The organism is Rhizobium sp. PP-CC-3G-465 (genome assembly GCF_004343445.1).
In the GTDB taxonomy this organism is placed as follows: domain Bacteria; phylum Pseudomonadota; class Alphaproteobacteria; order Rhizobiales; family Rhizobiaceae; genus Ferranicluibacter; species Ferranicluibacter rubi.
The window spans coordinates 335961-352867 of the sequence record NZ_SLYH01000001.1; the positions used below are offsets into that span (position 1 = coordinate 335961).

14 protein-coding genes are annotated in these 16907 nt (G+C 62.3%); 5 read left to right on the forward strand and 9 right to left on the reverse strand.

Features of this window, described 5'->3' with window-relative positions; all coding sequences use genetic code 11:
• Nucleotides 1–3 precede the first annotated feature (3 nt).
• The 4 genes from C8J33_RS01605 to trxB form a co-directional block, all read right to left on the reverse strand.
• On the reverse strand, nt 4–1131 hold the full coding sequence (locus tag C8J33_RS01605; protein ID WP_132662835.1) for an alkene reductase: 1128 nt from the start codon (nt 1129–1131) through the stop codon (nt 4–6).
• Nucleotides 1132–1170: 39 nt separating this feature from the next.
• A complete protein-coding gene (locus C8J33_RS01610; RefSeq protein ID WP_092934615.1) occupies nt 1171–1464 on the reverse strand; it encodes an ArsR/SmtB family transcription factor in 294 nt (97 codons plus the stop codon).
• A gap of 667 nt (nt 1465–2131) precedes the next feature.
• Nucleotides 2132–3028 (reverse strand): LysR family transcriptional regulator VtlR, encoded by an 897-nt coding sequence (locus tag C8J33_RS01615; protein WP_110799311.1) that lies wholly within the window; start codon nt 3026–3028, stop codon nt 2132–2134.
• A 110-nt stretch (nt 3029–3138) separates the two neighbouring features.
• A complete protein-coding gene (trxB, locus tag C8J33_RS01620) occupies nt 3139–4113 on the reverse strand; it encodes a thioredoxin-disulfide reductase (protein WP_110728302.1) in 975 nt (324 codons plus the stop codon).
• A 369-nt stretch (nt 4114–4482) separates the two neighbouring features.
• On the opposite strand from trxB, the gene C8J33_RS01625 reads away from it, so the two are divergent.
• The 4 genes from C8J33_RS01625 (at nt 4483) to C8J33_RS01640 (ending at nt 7951) form a co-directional block, all read left to right on the forward strand.
• On the forward strand, nt 4483–5322 hold the full coding sequence (locus tag C8J33_RS01625; protein ID WP_132662836.1) for a glycosyltransferase family 2 protein: 840 nt from the start codon (nt 4483–4485) through the stop codon (nt 5320–5322).
• A gap of 10 nt (nt 5323–5332) precedes the next feature.
• Nucleotides 5333–6355, forward strand: a complete 1023-nt coding sequence (locus C8J33_RS01630; RefSeq protein ID WP_132662837.1) for a glycosyltransferase — start codon at nt 5333–5335, stop codon at nt 6353–6355.
• A 216-nt stretch (nt 6356–6571) separates the two neighbouring features.
• On the forward strand, nt 6572–7039 hold the full coding sequence (locus C8J33_RS01635) for an Lrp/AsnC family transcriptional regulator (protein ID WP_110728578.1): 468 nt from the start codon (nt 6572–6574) through the stop codon (nt 7037–7039).
• A complete protein-coding gene (locus C8J33_RS01640) occupies nt 7040–7951 on the forward strand; it encodes a glycosyl transferase (protein WP_132662839.1) in 912 nt (303 codons plus the stop codon). It abuts the gene before it with no gap.
• Between the two features lie 9 nt (nt 7952–7960).
• Here C8J33_RS01640 and C8J33_RS01645 read toward each other — a convergent pair whose 3' ends face one another.
• The 5 genes from C8J33_RS01645 to carB form a co-directional block, all read right to left on the reverse strand.
• On the reverse strand, nt 7961–9034 hold the full coding sequence (locus tag C8J33_RS01645) for a glycosyltransferase family 4 protein (protein ID WP_132662840.1): 1074 nt from the start codon (nt 9032–9034) through the stop codon (nt 7961–7963).
• Between the two features lie 149 nt (nt 9035–9183).
• The gene (greA, locus tag C8J33_RS01650; RefSeq protein WP_062592294.1) at nt 9184–9660 is read right to left on the reverse strand and encodes a transcription elongation factor GreA; all 477 of its coding nucleotides are present in this window, start codon (nt 9658–9660) and stop codon (nt 9184–9186) included.
• A gap of 245 nt (nt 9661–9905) precedes the next feature.
• On the reverse strand, nt 9906–11504 hold the full coding sequence (locus C8J33_RS01655; protein WP_132662841.1) for a methyl-accepting chemotaxis protein: 1599 nt from the start codon (nt 11502–11504) through the stop codon (nt 9906–9908).
• Nucleotides 11501–11842 carry a hypothetical protein gene (locus tag C8J33_RS01660; RefSeq protein ID WP_132447620.1) on the reverse strand — a complete coding sequence of 114 codons (342 nt, stop codon included), beginning with the start codon at nt 11840–11842 and terminating at the stop codon, nt 11501–11503. Before C8J33_RS01660 ends, C8J33_RS01655 begins: the two co-directional genes overlap by 4 nt.
• 294 nt (nt 11843–12136) lie before the next feature.
• Nucleotides 12137–15622, reverse strand: coding sequence for a carbamoyl-phosphate synthase large subunit (gene carB, locus C8J33_RS01665; RefSeq protein ID WP_110799304.1), 3486 nt, complete (start codon nt 15620–15622; stop codon nt 12137–12139).
• 265 nt (nt 15623–15887) lie between these two features.
• On the opposite strand from carB, the gene C8J33_RS01670 reads away from it, so the two are divergent.
• A complete protein-coding gene (locus C8J33_RS01670) occupies nt 15888–16799 on the forward strand; it encodes a neutral zinc metallopeptidase (RefSeq protein ID WP_110799303.1) in 912 nt (303 codons plus the stop codon).
• The last annotated feature ends 108 nt before the right edge of the window (nt 16800–16907 follow it).

The following is a 16907-nucleotide window of genomic DNA, read 5'->3' on the forward strand; positions in this document are numbered from 1 at the left end:
TGATTATTCCGCGGCCTGCTGGGTGAGTGCCGGATAGTCGGTGTAGCCCTTGGCGCCGCCGCCATACAGGGTGTCCGGGTCGAGCGCGTTCAGCGGGGCATCCTGCTTCAGGCGTTCCACGAGGTCCGGGTTGGAGATGAAGGGCTTGCCGAAGGCGACGAGGTCGACACGGCCGCTTTCGACCGATTCGATCGCCAGCTTGCGGTCATAACCATTGTTCGCCATCCAGGCAGCCTTGCCGCCAGCAGCCTCGTAGGTCGCGCGGAGTTCTGCGAAGTCGAACGCGGTATCGCCCTGCTTGAAATCTCGGTCGCCGCCGGTCGCGCCTTCGATGACATGGATAAACGCCAGCGCGTGCTTGGCGAGGCCCTTGACGACATGGTCGAAGAGCGGCTGCGGCTCGGGATCGAAGGCATCGTTTGCCGGCGTCACGGGTGAGAGGCGGATGCCGGTGCGGCCGGCGCCGATTTCGGCAACGATGGCGTCCGTGACCTCGAACAGGAAGCGGGCACGGTTCTCGATGGAGCCGCCATAGGCGTCCGTCCGCTCATTGGTGCCGGAGCGCAGGAACTGGTCGATCAGATAGCCGTTGGCCGCATGGATTTCGACACCGTCGAAGCCTGCATCAATGGCCGCACGGGCGGCCTTGCGGTAGTCCTCGACAATGCCCGGGAGCTCCGAAGCTTCCAGCGCACGCGGCTCGGACGTCGGCACGAACTCACCCGTGCCATCGGGATGGCGGATATAGGTCTTGGCGTTGGCGGTGATGGCCGAGGCCGAAACCGGCTGGCCTTCGCCCGGCTGCAGCGAGGTGTGCGAGATACGGCCGACATGCCACATCTGGACGACGATCTTGCCGCCCGCCGCGTGAACGGCGCTCGTGACCTTCTTCCAGCCGTCCAGCGCTTCCGGCGTGTAGAGGCCGGGAACGTCGGCGTAGCCCTGTCCCTGATGGGTAATGGCCGTGGCTTCGGTGATGATGAGGCCGGCGGTGGCGCGCTGTTCGTAATAGGTGACGTTCAGCGTGTTCGGCACGGCGCCCGGCGAGCGATTGCGCGTCAGCGGCGCCATGACGATGCGGTTGGCAAGCGCGATGTCGCCGGCGGTCGTGGGTTCGAAGAGAGACGTCATGGAATGTCCTTTCCAGTCGGGTCGGGGGGGAGGGAAGCTTCAGAGGGCTGTGCCGATTTCGGCAAGGAACGCCTGAATGGTGTCTTCGTTGCGCTTGTAGAAGATCCATTGGCCGACACGTCGGGTCGTCACCAGGTCTGCGCGCTGAAGGATGGCAAGATGCGCCGATACGGTGGATTGCGACAGGCCGACCGTCTCGAACTGGCTGGCGCAAACGCCCATCTCGACGGGGTGCGCCTGAGACGAAAAATGCGCGTGGGGATCCTTCAGCTTGGTCAGAATCTCGACCCGCTTGGGATGCGCCAGCGCCTTGAGGATTTCGGTCAGGTCCATATCAACCCATCGCACGATGACGATTTCTAAATTGTCTTCTTCCGATATGTGGATCGCTGAAATACGATTTACAAGATCGGCGGGAGAGAATTTGGACGGCGGGCAAAAAAAAGGACCTGCGGTCAAACCGAGGTCCTTGAGATGTGAAGGTTAGATAACCTCCAGAGGGGAACAGCTGGTGCGGTGATACTGGGAGGGAATATGATCACCAAGTGCATCAGCTGAATTCGATATGGGAAAGGACTGTGACGAATTCAACATTCGCATTGCGATTTCCGTGAGAATTTTCAGAGAGGACGCCGAGGGCGCTGCGCGTGGGGCAGAGCAAAATCCGGACAAAAAAAGAGGGCGCCAAGTAAACTTGGGCCCTTTTAAATTATGAAGGTTATTCAACCTCCAGAGGGGAACAGCTGCTGCGGTGGCACTGGGAGGAAAATCGCCACCAAAGATGCATCAGCTGTGGTCGGTATGATCGTTTCTTAGGCGGCCAGCAATCAATTTATATGCACATCAGCCATGCGTAAGGCGCATCTCTGCTTAAGTTTCGAGCAAAGTAAATGCATAGCTCTTCTAGGCCGCGTATCGCCGACGAAGAAGCGTAACATTAACAGGATGTTGAGATAGGGATTTCGGTTGGCTGAAATTTCGGCACTGCTAAAACGCGAGGCTAAAAATTCCAGTTGCGCGCCTTGGAGACGATGAAGTCCCGGAAGACCTTCAGTTTTGCCGCATTTTTCAGCTCGTCGGGATAGCAGAAATACGTATCGAACGACGGGATATCGGCGCCGATGGGCAGCTGGATCAGGCCGGGATCGCGCCCGACGATGTAGTCCGGCATCATGGCAATGCCGATGCCGAGCAGGCAGGCACGCTTGATCGAGGTCTGGCTATTGATCTGCAGGTGCGAACCGCGCGGATTGTCGCTGTCGCGCCCCGCGATCGCAAGCCAGTTCACATCGAGAAGATAGTTCGGCGCCGGTTCGCCGAAGGTGATGATGCGATGGTTGTCGAGGTCCTCGATCGACTGCGGCTCGCCATGCTTGTTGATGTAAGAGGGGGCCGCGTAGAGGTGCATGTGCACCGTGAACAGCTTGCGCTGGATCAGGTCCGACTGCTGCGGCTGGCGGAGACGGATCGCGCAGTCGGCATGACGCATGTTCACGTCGAGCTCCTCGTTGTCGAGGATGAGCTGGACAGACATATCGGGATAAAGCGCCAGAAATTCCTGCACCTTGTCCGTCAGCCAGCCCTGGCCGAGGCCGACGGTGGTGGTGATGCGCAGCTTGCCGGATGGCTTGTCGGTCGTTTCCGTCAGGAGGACCTTCACGCTTTCCAGCTTCATCAGCACTTCATGGGCCGTGCGATACAGGATCTCGCCCTGTTCCGTGAGAATCAGGCCGCGGGCGTGGCGGTGGAAAAGCTTGATGCCGACATCCTGTTCCAGCGATGAGACCTGACGGCTGATGGCGGACTGGGACAGATGCAGCTTGTCGGCGGCATGGGTAAAGGAACCTGCTTCCGCCGCCGCATGGAAGATGCGCAGTTTATCCCAGTCAAGCGGCATTCCGTCCCCCACTCAACGCCTGCAAGGGAAAGCGGTGCTGCTTCCCCTCATCCGGCGCTTCTTTCGTTCCCACATGGCACCATCAGTGATGCCTCGTTCTCTCGCAGCGTCTACTCGGCTGCAATTGCGACGGGCATATGACCCGCCAGAAATTTCTCGGCTTCCAGCGCTGCCATGCAGCCCATTCCGGCTGCCGTGATCGCCTGCCGGTAGATATCGTCGGTCACGTCGCCGGCAGCATACACGCCTTCGACATCGGTTGCGGTCGAATCGGGTGCCGTCCAGAGGTAGCCGTTCGGCTTCAGCCGCAGTTTGCCCTTGAAGAGCTCGGTTGCCGGCGCGTGGCCGATGGCCACGAAGACGCCGTCGATCGGCATGTCCGACGTCTCGCCCGTCCGCGTATTGCGCAGCGTGACGCCGGTGACGGAGGCGGGCATGGGCGGCTTCGGTGGCGTGCCGGTATAGGCGGCGACCTCGTGGTCCCAGACGATCTTCACGTTCGGCTTGGCGAACAGGCGCTCCTGCAGAATGCGTTCGGCCCGGAAGTGGTCGCGGCGATGCACGACGGTCACGGTTTTCGCGAGGTTCGATAGGTACAGGGCTTCCTCGACGGCGGAGTTGCCGCCGCCGACGACGATGACGTCCTTGTTGCGATAGAAGAAGCCGTCGCAGGTCGCGCAGGCGGAGACGCCGAAGCCCTTGAAGGTCTCTTCCGTTTCGATCCCGAGCCACTTGGCCTTGGCGCCTGTCGCGATGACGATGGTATCGGCCGTCCAGGCGGTGCCGCTATCGGTCGTCAGGCGGAAAGGGCGGACCGAGACGTCCACCGACGTCACGAGGTCGTTGACGATCTCCGTGCCGACATGCACGGCCTGCTTCAGCATCTGCTCCATCAACCAGGGGCCCTGAATCGGATCGCCGAAGCCCGGATAGTTTTCCACATCCGTGGTGATCATCAGCTGGCCGCCCTGTTCCATGCCGGCGATGAGAACGGGGTTCAGCATGGCGCGTGCGGCGTAGATGGCGGCGGTGTAGCCGGCCGGGCCGGAGCCGATGATGAGGAGTTTGGTGTGGCGGGACGTCATGGCGTATCCTTGGGCGCGGTCTCAAGCCCGGTTTCCGGAGCATGCGCGCGAAACGGGCGATTTTGATAACGGCAGAAGTGCTCAGTGTAGGTATGAGGGTCAAGCGGTTTCAAGTGCGCGGGACAGGATTACCACATTTGATTGTCGACGATACCGGCTTTTCGACCCTCCGGCGGCGGATCAAGCGCATTCGCCCGGTGCAAGCAGGTAGGCCCAAGGGCGCTGAGACTGCCAATGCTGGGGCGTTCTATCGACGGATAATTAAACATTAGTAATTTAGAGAGTTTTCTTTTAGCGTGCGCCATCGGTCCGGGGCGCTTATCATGTGTCTCGATCCCCACGCCGGAAGCCGTCGATGGTCGAGACATGATGCACAGCAGAATAGAACTTACCCCCAAGGCACCGCCGCTTGCCCTTTCCGTGTTCATCATCTGCAAGAATGAGGAAGCCTATCTCGAGAACTGCATCGAGAGTCTTGCCGGATGTGCAGAGATCGTCATCGTTGATTCCGGTTCGACCGACGGCACCTTGCCGCTCATCCGCCGCTATATCGCCGCAGGCTGGCCCATCCGCCTCTTCGAGGAGGCATGGCGGGGCTATGCCGGGCAGAAGCAGTTCGCGCTCGAACAATGTACGCAGCCCTGGTGCCTGAACGTCGATTCCGACGAGCGGCTGGACGGGCCGCTCCGCGCAGCCTTGCCGAGGCTTCTGAATGCGGAGCCCGACGTGGTTGCGTGGAGGGTCGCAAGGCGGCCGTACCTCATCGGCCATGGTTTCACGCCGCCGCATGTCCGCGAGCGCAAGAACCTGCGGCTCGTGCGGCGCGGCAAGGGCGCCTACGATCTCAGCCAGGCGGTGCATGAGGGGATCTCGGCGGATGGGACCGTGCGCAATGCTCGGACCGGCAGCCTGCTGCACTACCGTCCGCTGCCGATGGACGAGCAGATTCTCAAGGAAAACCACTACTCCACGCTGAAGGCCGATCAGGCCTACAATACCGGCCGGCGTCCGAAGGCGCTCAGTCTGGTTTTCTCGCCCCCAATCTATTTTCTCCGGCTTTATCTGAAGAGCGGTCTCTGGCGCTGCGGCACCTCCGGCTTCATCGAGGCCATGACCGGTGCGGTCTACTCCTTCCTGACCCAGGCAAAGCTCCACCAGCGGCACGCTCTTCGCTACCGCGCCAATCTCGACGATTCGCAGAACAGGTAATCCCAGCATCATGAAAGTTTTCCACTTCCACTTCGGAAAAGATGGGGGAGCCGAGATGTTTTTCGTGCACCTCGTCGGTGCTCTCGGGCGTCGCGGCGTCGAGCAGACGACGGTCATTCGGCGGGATCGAAAATGGCGTGTGGATATCGCGCCCCATGCCCGGATCATCGAAAGCAATTTTCGCAATATGTCGCTCGACAGGCTGACATTGCCTTTGCGGGTCCAGTGGCTGGCAGAGCGGGAACGACCGGACGCCATCATGTCCTGGGCAACGCGAGGCAGCCGGCTGATGCCGCGTTATCGCCACGGCCTTACCCTGTCCCGGCTCGGCGACTACCCGACGCATCTCGGCTATTTCAAGAACACGGATGTGCTCGTCTGCAACACGCCGGGCATTGCAGATCATGTGCGTCGGATCGGTTGGACGCGCGGCGTCGAGGTCATCTCCAACTTCACCAAGACGGAGCCGGTGCAGCCCGTGCTGCGCAGCACGGTCGATACGCCGGAGGGCGTGCCTGTGGTGATGACGATGGGGCGTTTCGTGAAGCGCAAAGGCTTCCACACCCTTATCGATGCCGTCGCGAAACTGCCCGACGTCTTCCTCTGGATCGCGGGCGATGGCGAGGAGCGTTCGGCGCTCGAGGCGCTTGCTCTGGAGCGCGGCATGCAGGGGCGCACCCGGTTCCTCGGTTGGCAGAAGGATACGCGGGCCTATGTCGCCGCATCCGACGTCTTTGTGATGCCGTCGTCGCACGAGCCGCTGGGCAATGTCATCCTGGAGGCTTGGGCGCAGAAGCGGCCCGTGGTGTCCTCGCGCTCGGAAGGTCCGTCCTGGTTCATGCAGGAGGGCGAGAACGGGCTGTTTGCCGATATCGACAATGCGGACCAGTTTGCCGATGCGATCGCCCGGATCCTTGCCGATCCCGTTCTCGCCCGCGAACTCGGGGAGGGCGGGCGTGCGACCTTGATGCGGCAGTTCTCGGAAGAGGCGACGGCGGCGGCTTATATCGATCTTTTCAGCCGTCGCAAGTGAAGCGCGGCCGCTGTCGCGCGACGCCGCGTCGGCGGCTTATAAATCTTCTTGCCCCAAGCGGGGCGATGATGCAGAACCCGAAGGGTCTGCCGCGCGTCGGTGCCCGGGCCGATCAGGCCATCGTGTCTCTCGCGTGACAGCGCCATATCCTGCAGCGTTCCAAGCGCGCCAGAAACGGTGCCGCGCTGTGCAGGCGAAGAAGAGGTGGTCACCCCCGTGCTGCGCGCCGATCTCGATCAGATCGACATTAAAATCCTCCGCGAACTTCAAGCCGATGGACGGATCACGAATGTGGAGCTTGCCGCTCGAGTTGGCATTTCCGCACCGCCCTGTCTGCGCCGCGTCCGGCGGCTGGAGGAAACGGGGATCATCGAGGGCTATCGCACGGTGCTGAACGGCCCGATGCTGGGCCTCGATCTCGTCGCCTTCTGCATGGTAGGCCTGAAGCATCAATCGGATGCCAATCTGAAGGCCTTCTCGGCTGCGACCACGGCCTGGCCTCTCGTCCGGCAGGCGTGGCTCGTCAATGGCGACAGCGATTTCCTCCTTCACTGCGTCGCCGAGAACCTCACGACGTTCCAGAACTTCGTGATCGAGGACCTGACGGCGAACGAGCAGGTGGACACGGTCCGGACCATGCTGACGATCCGCCAGGTGAAAAAGGTCGGGTTGGTGGATATCTGAATGGCATCCGATCGACCGCTTCGCCGCCGGATCTGGAAACTGGCCGCCACGCTCGCCTATGGTCGTCGGCGCGCCCACGCCTATGATTGGGCGCCATTGCTGCGGATCGAGCCGGCACCTTACGGCCCGGAAAGAACGATCCTCTTCCGCAATCGCCCGGCCGGTACGCTGTTGCCGCCGTCTGCGCTGTCGGATCTTGCAGGCAGCGACATCACCATCGTCGGCTCGGGACCGTCCGTTCGCCACGCCGATCTCGGCGTGCTCGTCAACCGCAGCACCCTTCTCCTCAACGGAGCTATCGCGCTGGTTCCGGAGCGCATCCCCCAGCCGCTCGCCTTTGTCGTCGAGGACGAACGTTTCGTCTATCGTCATTTCCAGGCTTTCATGGCCGGTCTCGACCCGAGCATTCTCTGTCTGTTTTCCGTAGCCGTCATCCGGGCGATTCTGGAGCATGACCCCGACTGGTTGATCGAGAGGCCTGTCATCCTCATCGACAATCTGCTGAAGCCCTATGGCGAGAACCGGCGGGATCTTGCCGCCGTGTCCCGCATGTCGGCGGTCACCGTGGATGCGCCGAGCCGCTCCGGCGTGTCGCTCGACCCGGCTTCGGGTGTTTTTCAGGGTGGGAGCGTGGCGGTGTCGGCGCTTCAGTTCGCACTGTTCTGCCGCCCGCGGATTATCGGCTTTATCGGCGTCGACATTGCCAATGCGGCACAGCCGCGGTTCTATGAGACGCCCGGTGAGACAGTCTTTTCGGGCGTATCGGAAGCCGAGGGACGCATCCTTGGACATATGCGGCTTGCAAAGGCGGTCGGCGAGGCGCGGGGATCGACCTTCGTCAACTATTCGCCTTCGTCGGCGCTACAGAAAATCGGTATTCCCTACAGCGACAGACTCGTGGGCCTGCGCTAAGGGCAAAGTTCAAACTGGCGGGGCGTTTCTGCCCAGCAATCCATCATACACCTGCGACAGCGCTTTCGCCTCCCGTTCGATGCCGAACTCGGCGCGGACATGGGCGAGGCCGGCCTGGCCGTGGGCGGTGGCGCGGGCAGGGGCCTGGAGGTAGAGGCGGAGCGCCGTCGTGAGGGCTTCTCCGTCGCCGGCGGGCACGACCGCACCGGTTTCGCCCGGGCGAATCATCTCGGCATAGGCGCCGGCATCCGAGGCGACGACGGCGGCGCCCGAGGCCATGGCTTCGAGCGGCGTCAGGCCGAAGCCTTCGTTGCGCGAGGGGGCGACCAGCAGCGAGACGCGACGGTACCACGGCTTGATGTCATCGACCTCGCCGAGGAACCGGATGCGGTCGGACAGGCCGGCATCGGCGATGGAGGTTTTCAGGCCGGCGGCGAAGGCCTCGTGCTCGGGGGTCACGCGACCGCAGATGACGGCGGTCCATTCGGGATGATCTGGCAGCAGCGCGATCATCGCCTCGACGAAGAGATCGGTGCCCTTCTGCGGTCGCACGCGCCCGAAACAGCCGACGAGCCGGCGGCCGGCGAGACCGTCCGGTGCCGGTTCGCGTCCGCCGGTCGCGGGAGGGTGAAAGCGGTCAAGATCGACGCCATGGTGGATGACGGTGTGGGGGACTTCGAGAAAGCTTCCGGAGCGGGCCGATGTGGCCACGACGGCGTCCATGCGCCGGATCAGCCCCTTGGTCCAACGCGAATGCTTGCGCTGCGCGGCGGAAGTGAACAAGAGCTTCAGCGGTAGGCGGAGCACATCGCGCAGGAGAATGCCTGGGAGCATTTCGAGATTTCGGCGAGCATGCCAGATGCGTGCCGTGCGGCCTTCCGGCGGACGGCGGAGATGGAAAAGATCGCGAAAGCGGATGGCAGGCAGGTCTTCCGGCAGGCCGGGGCCGAGCGTCGCGATGCGCTCGCCCATGCGGGTTTGCACCGGCACGAGTTGCACAATGGTCGAGGTGACGCCGGAAAGCCGCTTCTTGAAATTCGGAGCGATGATATCGACGGTGCGGATGTCCAGAAACCTGCTCATGATGGTGTGAGGATAAAGGAACTGCAGCGATCCGTCACGCGCGGGTGCAGGTCATCCACCACGCATTCATGCCGGCTGTGGTGTCATGCCACCGGAATCACAACGGCTCCCGACGCGAGGTCGGGAGCCGTTGCAGTGTGAGTTCGGGATCAACCCCAGTTGATCGCGAGGATCTCGTAGGCCTTCGAGCCGCCGGGGGCGACGACCTCGATCGAATCTCCGACTTCCTTGCCGATCAGCGCACGGGCGATCGGCGAGGAGATGGAGATGCGGCCCTGCTTCACGTCGGCTTCCTGGTCGCCGACGATCTGGTAGGTCTTGTTCTCTTCGGTGTCCTCGTCGATCAGCTTGACGGTGGCGCCGAACTTGATCTTGGAGCCGGACATCTTCGAGAGGTCGATCACTTCGGCGCGGGCCACGTAGTCCTCAACCTCGCCGATACGGCCTTCGTTGTGGCTCTGTGCTTCCTTGGCGGCGTGGTATTCGGCATTTTCCGAAAGGTCGCCATGGGCGCGCGCTTCGGCAATCGCCTCGATGATCCGCGGCCGCTCTTCCTGCTGGCGCCAGCGCAGCTCTTCCTGCAGCTTGGCAAAACCGCTCTGCGTCATCGGTACTTTTTCGACCATTTCAACGTCCTTCATGGTGCGCGCCGGGCCTGCGCAGGCAGGCCCGAAGCAAAATAAAACGGCATCCGGGGCGTCAACCCCGGAACCGTTCAAAACATCAAGGCAATAACTATAGCAGAAAGCGCGGATGGGAAGCCAGATTTTTCGCGCTTCGGGTCGTTGTGTTGGTGCGTGTCGTTCTCTCGACAGTGCGGCACTCTTCGGGCGACATGGATGAGCGTGGGGATCGCCCTTTCACCGTGACGTCATGCGGCGCGCTGGCTGCGGCGTGGCTGTCGCTCCGTGGTCAGGCTGAATTCACCGATCATGTCCTTCAGACGAAGGGCCTCCTGCGCGAGGGCGGAGACGGAGGCGGTCGTCTGTTCCACCATGGCGGCGTTCTGTTGGGTCACCTGATCCATGCCGTTGACGGCGCTTGAAACACTGGAGAGGCTGCTGGATTGATCGCGGGCGGAGACAGCGATCTGATCCATCAGGCTGTTGATGGTCACCACCTGACTGCCGATCGTCTTCAAGGCTTCGCCCGTGTTGCGCACCAGCTTGACGCCGGTCTCGACTTCGCTGGTGGAGGTCTGGATCAAGCTCTTAATTTCACGGGCTGCAGTGGCCGAGCGTTGCGCGAGTTCGCGGACCTCCTGTGCGACGACGGCGAAGCCCTTGCCCGCTTCTCCCGCGCGCGCGGCTTCGACGCCGGCGTTCAACGCCAGAAGGTTCGTCTGAAACGCGATCTCGTCGATCGCGACGATAATCGAGGAAATCTGTTGCGAACTGGCCTCGATGCGACGCATGGCCTGCTCGGCATTTTCGACGACGCCTGAGGATTGCGCCGCATCCTTGTTGGCCTGCAGTGCAACCGATCGGGCTTCTTCCGTGCGCTTTGCCGATGCGGCGACGCTTTCGGTGATTTCGGCCAGCGCTGCGGCTGTTTCCTCGACTGTGCCTGCCTGCCGCTCCGTCCGTCGCGACAGGTCGGTGACGGCACCGGCAACATCCTGTGCGCCGTCGTCGATCCGGGTGGCGACGGCGGACACTTCCCGGAGAACGTTGCCCAGACGCCCGACCGCGTCGTTCATATCGCCGCGAAGCGCTTCGAACTCCGGTGCGAACGGCGTGTCCATCGTGAAAGCCAGATTGCCATCCGCCAGCTTGCGGATTCCGTCGGAGATGCCTACGGTGGCATGGTGCAGGCGATGTTTGAACGTGGTGTCGGCGTCGATGGCGAGCTGCTCGCGTTCACGCACTGTGGACAGTTCGTGCGCGCGGCTGCGTGCTTCGATTTCCGATGTCGCCCGTTCCGCGGACGCGGCTTCCGCCAGGGCGTTTTCGCTGCGGACGAGTGCGCGGGTCATCATGACGACGATGGCGATGAGGACGCCCGTTTCGAGCGAGAGAACGAGTGCGTGCAACACCACGCGCGAGAAACCGGAATTCGTTGGGAAAACAGCCATTGGCACTGTGAAGAACAGCGTCAGGTGGTGAACAGCAACGACCGCTGCATAGGCCAAGAGCGCGCGCCATTCCAGCAAAGCGGAGCAGATGGCGAGAACAGCGAAGAAATACATATGGATGTCGCTCTGGAGATTGGAGTCGCGGAAGCCGTAGACCAGCAGGCAGACAAGCCCGGCATTGGCCACGCTGACGCCCACGGCGGCAGTCGCTCCGGCGCGATCCTGCAACCATACCAGCGTCGCGAGACCCGCAACGACGGCGCTGCCGGCGACAACCCAGAACGTTGCCGGATCTTCCATCGAGAACGCGCGTAATGACACCATGATGACATTCAGCCACATCAGGCCGATGATCCCGAGTGATACCTTTAGGCGAAGAGTCCGAATTGAGTTCATGACGGTTCTCTGCAAATCGAGAGGATGGGACTTTGAAGGGTGAAAAAAGCGCCTGAGACGCGTGCTCGGGCGGCGAAATCGCTCGCATCCGAGTAAACGAAGGCCGTCCAGCGGGTGGGACCATCGGCAACGAAACGGCCTCCGGCCCTCTCGAGCACGTCGAACAATTCGATCTGCGTCAGGCCCGGCGCGACGGCGAGGATGTAGAAGGGGCCGCGTGGCCAGAGTGCTATGGCCGTCAGGATCGAGAGGGTCAGCAGCAACAGAACCACCACGGTGGGAGCATGCAACTCGCTACAGGTTTCCGGCACGGCAGTCCGGTTTGTCATGGAGTGCATGCCGGCTGACCTTTCCGCTGAAGCGTCTCGAATATTAAGATGTCCTGATGCGATTGTTTCCTGTGGTGGTTAATTCCACGTTATCCCTCGCGAAAAACGTGTATTCTTGAAGCGTTTTGTCGCGCAGATATGCTGTCATGCACGCCGATGCGGGCGTGCGTGGTTCCGGTTATGGATATTCTTGAAGATACGGGAGTGCTTCCGACAGCGAAGCGTGTTCGCTTCGCTGTCGGAAAAATGCAGGATAAGAAAGAGACAGAACTCTTCCGTGAGTCTGGGTTTATCCGTAGAGCGTCAGAAATAGCTCTGCAGCGGGCGGACTTCGAGGTTGCCGGCTTTGAGCGCCTTGATCGCAGCGGCGGCGGCTTCGGCGCCGGCCATGGTGGTGAAGTAGGGGACCTTCTGCATCAGCGTGGCGCGGCGGAGCGATTTGCTATCCGAGATCGCCTTGTTGCTGTCGGTCGTGTTGATGACGAGCTGGACTTGGCGGTTGCGGATGGCGTCCTCGATGTGCGGGCGGCCTTCCTGTACCTTGTTGATCTTCGTCGTCGTGATGCCGTTGGCTTCCAGGAAGCGGGCGGTGCCGCCGGTTGCCAGCACCTTGAAGCCGATATCGGTCAGGATGCGGATGGCCGGGAGAACGCCGTCCTTGTCGCCGTCGCGGACGGAGACGAAGACTGTGCCTTCGCGCGGCAGGTCGACGCCGGCACCGAGCTGCGCCTTGGCGAAGGCAAGCGCGAAATCGGTATCGAGGCCGATGACTTCACCCGTCGAGCGCATTTCCGGCCCGAGCAGGATATCGACGCCGGGGAAGCGGGCGAAGGGGAACACGGCTTCCTTGACGGCGATGTGCTTGAGCGCGCGCGGGTCGGGCTTGCCGCCGTAAGCTGCAAAGCACTGGTCGAGCGTTTCGCCGGCCATGACGCGGGCGGCGATCTTGGCGATCGGGGCGCCGATGGTCTTGGCGACGAAGGGCACCGTGCGCGAGGCGCGCGGGTTGACTTCGAGAACGTAGACGATGCCGTCCTTGATCGCGAACTGTACGTTCATCAGGCCGCCGACCTTCAGCGCCTTCGCCATGGCTTTCGCCTGGCGCTCCAGCTCGTCCAGCATGTCGTTGGAGAGCGTGCGCGAGGGCAGCGAGCAGGCGCTGTCGCCGGAGTGGATGCCGGCTTCCTCGATATGCTCCATGATGCCGGCGACGTAGACGTCCTTGCCATCGGAGATGCAGTCGACATCCACTTCGATGGCGTTTGCGAGGTAGCTATCGAAGAGAAGCGGGTTCTTGCCGAGCAGCGTGTTGATCTGCCCTGTCTTGTCGTTCGGGTAGCGCTGCTTGATGTCTTCCGGCACAAGCTCGGGAACCGTGTCGAGCAGGTAGGTCTGCAGCATGCTTTCCGAGTGGATGATCTGCATGGCACGGCCGCCCAGAACATAGGACGGACGCACGACCAGCGGGAAGCCGATCTCGGAGGCGACAAGGCGAGCCTGCTCGACGGAGTAGGCGATGCCGTTGTTCGGCTGGTTGAGGTCGAGCTTCATCAACAGCTTCTGGAAGCGGTCGCGGTCTTCGGCAAGGTCGATCATGTCGGGCGCGGTGCCGAGGATCGGGATGCCGTTCTTTTCCAGCGCTTCGGCGAGCTTCAGCGGGGTCTGCCCGCCGAACTGCACGATGACGCCGACGAGTTCGCCGCGCGTCTGCTCCATCTTCAGGATCTCGATCACGTCCTCGGCCGTCAGCGGCTCGAAGTAGAGCCGGTCGGACGTATCGTAATCGGTGGAGACCGTTTCCGGGTTACAGTTGATCATGATGGCCTCAAACCCAGCATCCTTCAGCGCGAAGGCGGCGTGGCAGCAGCAATAGTCGAACTCGATGCCCTGTCCGATGCGGTTCGGGCCGCCGCCGAGGATGACGACCTTCTTGCGGTCTGAGATGCCGGCTTCGCTGCGGGCCTGACCGACGAAGGGAGTCTCATAGGTCGAGTACATATAGGCGGTGGGCGAGGCGAACTCGGCCGCGCAGGTGTCGATGCGCTTGTAGACCGGGCGCACGTCGAGCGCATTGCGCTTCTCGGCCACTTCCTTCGGGCGCTTGCCCGAGAGCGTGGCGAGGCGCGCATCCGAGAAGCCCATGGCCTTCAGCATGCGCAGGTTGCCGGCATCATCCGGCAGGCCATGCTCGCGGATGCGAGCTTCCATGTCCACGATGGCCTTGAGCTGGGCGATGAACCACGGGTCGATCTTCGAGCCGTCATGCACGTCGGCTTCCGACATGCCGAGGCGCAGCGCCTGGGCGACCATGCGCAGGCGGTCGGGCGTCGGCGTGCCGATGGCGGCGCGGATGGCGTTGCGGCCATCGCTGCCGTCGTCGAGGCCGGGGATCTCGATCTCGTCGAGGCCGGTCAGGCCGGTTTCCATGCCACGCAGGGCCTTCTGCAACGATTCGGCAAAGGTGCGGCCAATCGCCATCACCTCACCGACGGACTTCATGGCCGTCGTCAGCACGGGGGAGGCGCCCGGAAATTTTTCGAATGCGAAGCGCGGGATCTTCACGACGACATAGTCGATCGAGGGTTCGAACGAGGCCGGCGTGGCGCCGCCGGTGATGTCGTTTTCCAGCTCGTCCAGCGTATATCCCACGGCGAGCTTGGCGGCGATCTTGGCGATCGGGAAGCCGGTCGCCTTGGAGGCCAGCGCCGAGGAGCGCGACACGCGCGGGTTCATCTCGATGACGACAAGGCGGCCGTCCTTGGGGTTCACGGCGAACTGGACGTTCGAGCCGCCGGTTTCGACGCCGATCTCGCGCAGCACCGCGATCGAGGCGTTGCGCATGATCTGGTATTCCTTGTCCGTCAGGGTCAAGGCTGGGGCGACCGTGATCGAATCGCCCGTGTGGACGCCCATCGGGTCGATGTTCTCGATCGAGCAGATGATGATGCAGTTGTCCGCCGTGTCGCGGACGACCTCCATCTCGTACTCCTTCCAGCCGAGCACCGATTCCTCGATCAGCACTTCGGTGGTGGGGGAGGCGTCCAGACCCGACGAGACGATCTCGAAGAATTCCGAGCGGTTATAGGCGATGCCGCCGCCGGTGCCGCCGAGCGTGAAGGAGGGACGGATGATGGTGGGCAGGCCGATCTGGTCGATCGCCTGTGCGGCCAGCGCCATGGCGTGGCTCATATAGCGCTGCTTGCGGTCGGTCTCGCCGAGGTTCCACTCGTTTTCCAGCGTGTCGAGCGCCGTGTCGAGCGCTGCGCCGGACAGGCTTTCCTTGAGCTTGTTGCGCTCGGCCTCATGCGTCTTGCGGTCGGCATCCTTGATGTCCGTGGCGTTGGCCAGCATCGATTTGGGCGTTTCCAGCCCGATGCGGGCCATAGCCTCGCGGAAGAGCGCGCGGTCTTCGGCCATGTCGATGGCGGCGGGCTTCGCACCGATCATCTCGACATTGTAGCGGTCGAGCACGCCCATGCGCTTCAGCGAGAGGGCCGTGTTGAGTGCGGTCTGCCCGCCCATGGTGGGCAGCAGCGCATCCGGGCGTTCCTTGGCGATGATCTTCGCCACCACTTCCGGGGTGATTGGCTCGACATAGGTTGCATCCGCAAGGCCCGGATCGGTCATGATGGTCGCTGGATTGGAGTTGACCAGGATGACCCGGAACCCTTCTTCCTTCAGCGCCTTGCAGGCCTGTGTTCCGGAATAGTCGAACTCGCATGCCTGGCCAATGACGATCGGTCCAGCGCCGATGATGAGGATGGACTTGATATCTTGGCGCTTGGGCATGGTCTAGGTTCCGCTTTTCAGGCTGCGCGAAAAGCCGGCTCCGATGGCGGGTGTCCATCGGCCGGTCGTGCAGTCTCACGTCTTTAAGGCTAGAAGGGGCTTATAGGGAAATGGGCGCCGGAGCGAAACCCCGAAATCGCGATCACAACAGGAAAATGCGGTCGGAAAAGCGCTGGCAAACGCATTCGGCGCCGGGGATACCTTTTCCACGGGCATGCGTTATATCGATCGCATCCGTGATGCCGAACCAAGGGAGTGAACCGCCATGGAATGGAAGGGCCGTCGCCAATCGAGCAATGTCGAGGATCAGAGCGGCTCCGGGCCCGTACGGGGCGGTTTCGGCCGTGGAGGGGGTTTCCGCATTCCCATGGGCGGCGGACGCGGCGGCGGCTTGAGCATCGGCACCATCATCTTCCTCGTGGTGATCTACTTCATCTTCAAGGCGATGGGCATCGACCTGCTGCAGGTTCTCGACGGCGGCCAGACGGGACAGTCCGGCTACGAGCAGAGCCAGGGAAGCACGCAGGGCACCGCCGAGCAGGAGGAAACCAAGGCCTTCATCCGCACGGTTCTCGCCGAGACCGAGGATACGTGGAACGGCATCTTCCAGTCGAACGGTCAGACCTATCGCGAGCCGAAGCTTGTGTTTTTCACGGGCGGTGTGCAGTCGGCCTGCGGTCAGGCCTCGTCGGCTTCGGGGCCGTTCTATTGCCCGGGTGACCAGAAGGTCTATCTCGACACATCCTTCTTCGATGAACTGTCGCAGCGTTTCGAGGCTTCCGGCGATTTCGCGCAGGCCTATGTCGTCGCGCATGAAGTGGGGCATCACGTACAGAACCTGCTCGGCACGCTGCCGCAGGTCAACGAGCAGCGGCAGGGCATGGACGAGGCGTCGTCCAACGAGCTTTCCGTCCGCACCGAGTTGCAGGCCGACTGCTACGCAGGCATCTGGGGCAAGTATACGCAGCAGAAGGGCCTGCTGGAGCAGGGCGACCTCGAAGAAGCGCTCAATGCTGCGACCCAGATCGGCGACGATACGCTGCAGAAGCGGACGCAGGGTTACGTCGTGCCGGAAAGCTTCAACCATGGCACGTCAAAGCAGCGGGCGACGTGGTTCAAGCGCGGCTTCGACAGCGGACAGCTGCAGGCCTGCGATACGTTCAACAACCCGGTTTGACCGATCCGGCATGCGGGCGGCTTTGTTCCGTCCGCATGCCATCTGTCTCTTCCATGTCATGAGCAGCCGATAATCCAGGCGCATTCCAACGCACCAGGAGCGCTCGTC

Coding starts and splice junctions, on each gene's coding strand:
- C8J33_RS01660 (WP_132447620.1), bottom strand. CDS start 11,842: ATGCACTCCATGACAAACCGGACTGCCGTGCCGGAAACCTGTAGCGAG.
- C8J33_RS01625 (WP_132662836.1), top strand. CDS start 4,483: ATGCACAGCAGAATAGAACTTACCCCCAAGGCACCGCCGCTTGCCCTT.
- C8J33_RS01670 (WP_110799303.1), top strand. CDS start 15,888: ATGGAATGGAAGGGCCGTCGCCAATCGAGCAATGTCGAGGATCAGAGC.
- trxB (WP_110728302.1), bottom strand. CDS start 4,113: ATGACGTCCCGCCACACCAAACTCCTCATCATCGGCTCCGGCCCGGCC.
- greA (WP_062592294.1), bottom strand. CDS start 9,660: ATGGTCGAAAAAGTACCGATGACGCAGAGCGGTTTTGCCAAGCTGCAG.
- carB (WP_110799304.1), bottom strand. CDS start 15,622: ATGCCCAAGCGCCAAGATATCAAGTCCATCCTCATCATCGGCGCTGGA.
- C8J33_RS01645 (WP_132662840.1), bottom strand. CDS start 9,034: ATGAGCAGGTTTCTGGACATCCGCACCGTCGATATCATCGCTCCGAAT.
- C8J33_RS01655 (WP_132662841.1), bottom strand. CDS start 11,504: ATGAACTCAATTCGGACTCTTCGCCTAAAGGTATCACTCGGGATCATC.
- C8J33_RS01605 (WP_132662835.1), bottom strand. CDS start 1,131: ATGACGTCTCTCTTCGAACCCACGACCGCCGGCGACATCGCGCTTGCC.
- C8J33_RS01615 (WP_110799311.1), bottom strand. CDS start 3,028: ATGCCGCTTGACTGGGATAAACTGCGCATCTTCCATGCGGCGGCGGAA.
- C8J33_RS01610 (WP_092934615.1), bottom strand. CDS start 1,464: ATGGACCTGACCGAAATCCTCAAGGCGCTGGCGCATCCCAAGCGGGTC.
- C8J33_RS01630 (WP_132662837.1), top strand. CDS start 5,333: ATGAAAGTTTTCCACTTCCACTTCGGAAAAGATGGGGGAGCCGAGATG.
- C8J33_RS01640 (WP_132662839.1), top strand. CDS start 7,040: ATGGCATCCGATCGACCGCTTCGCCGCCGGATCTGGAAACTGGCCGCC.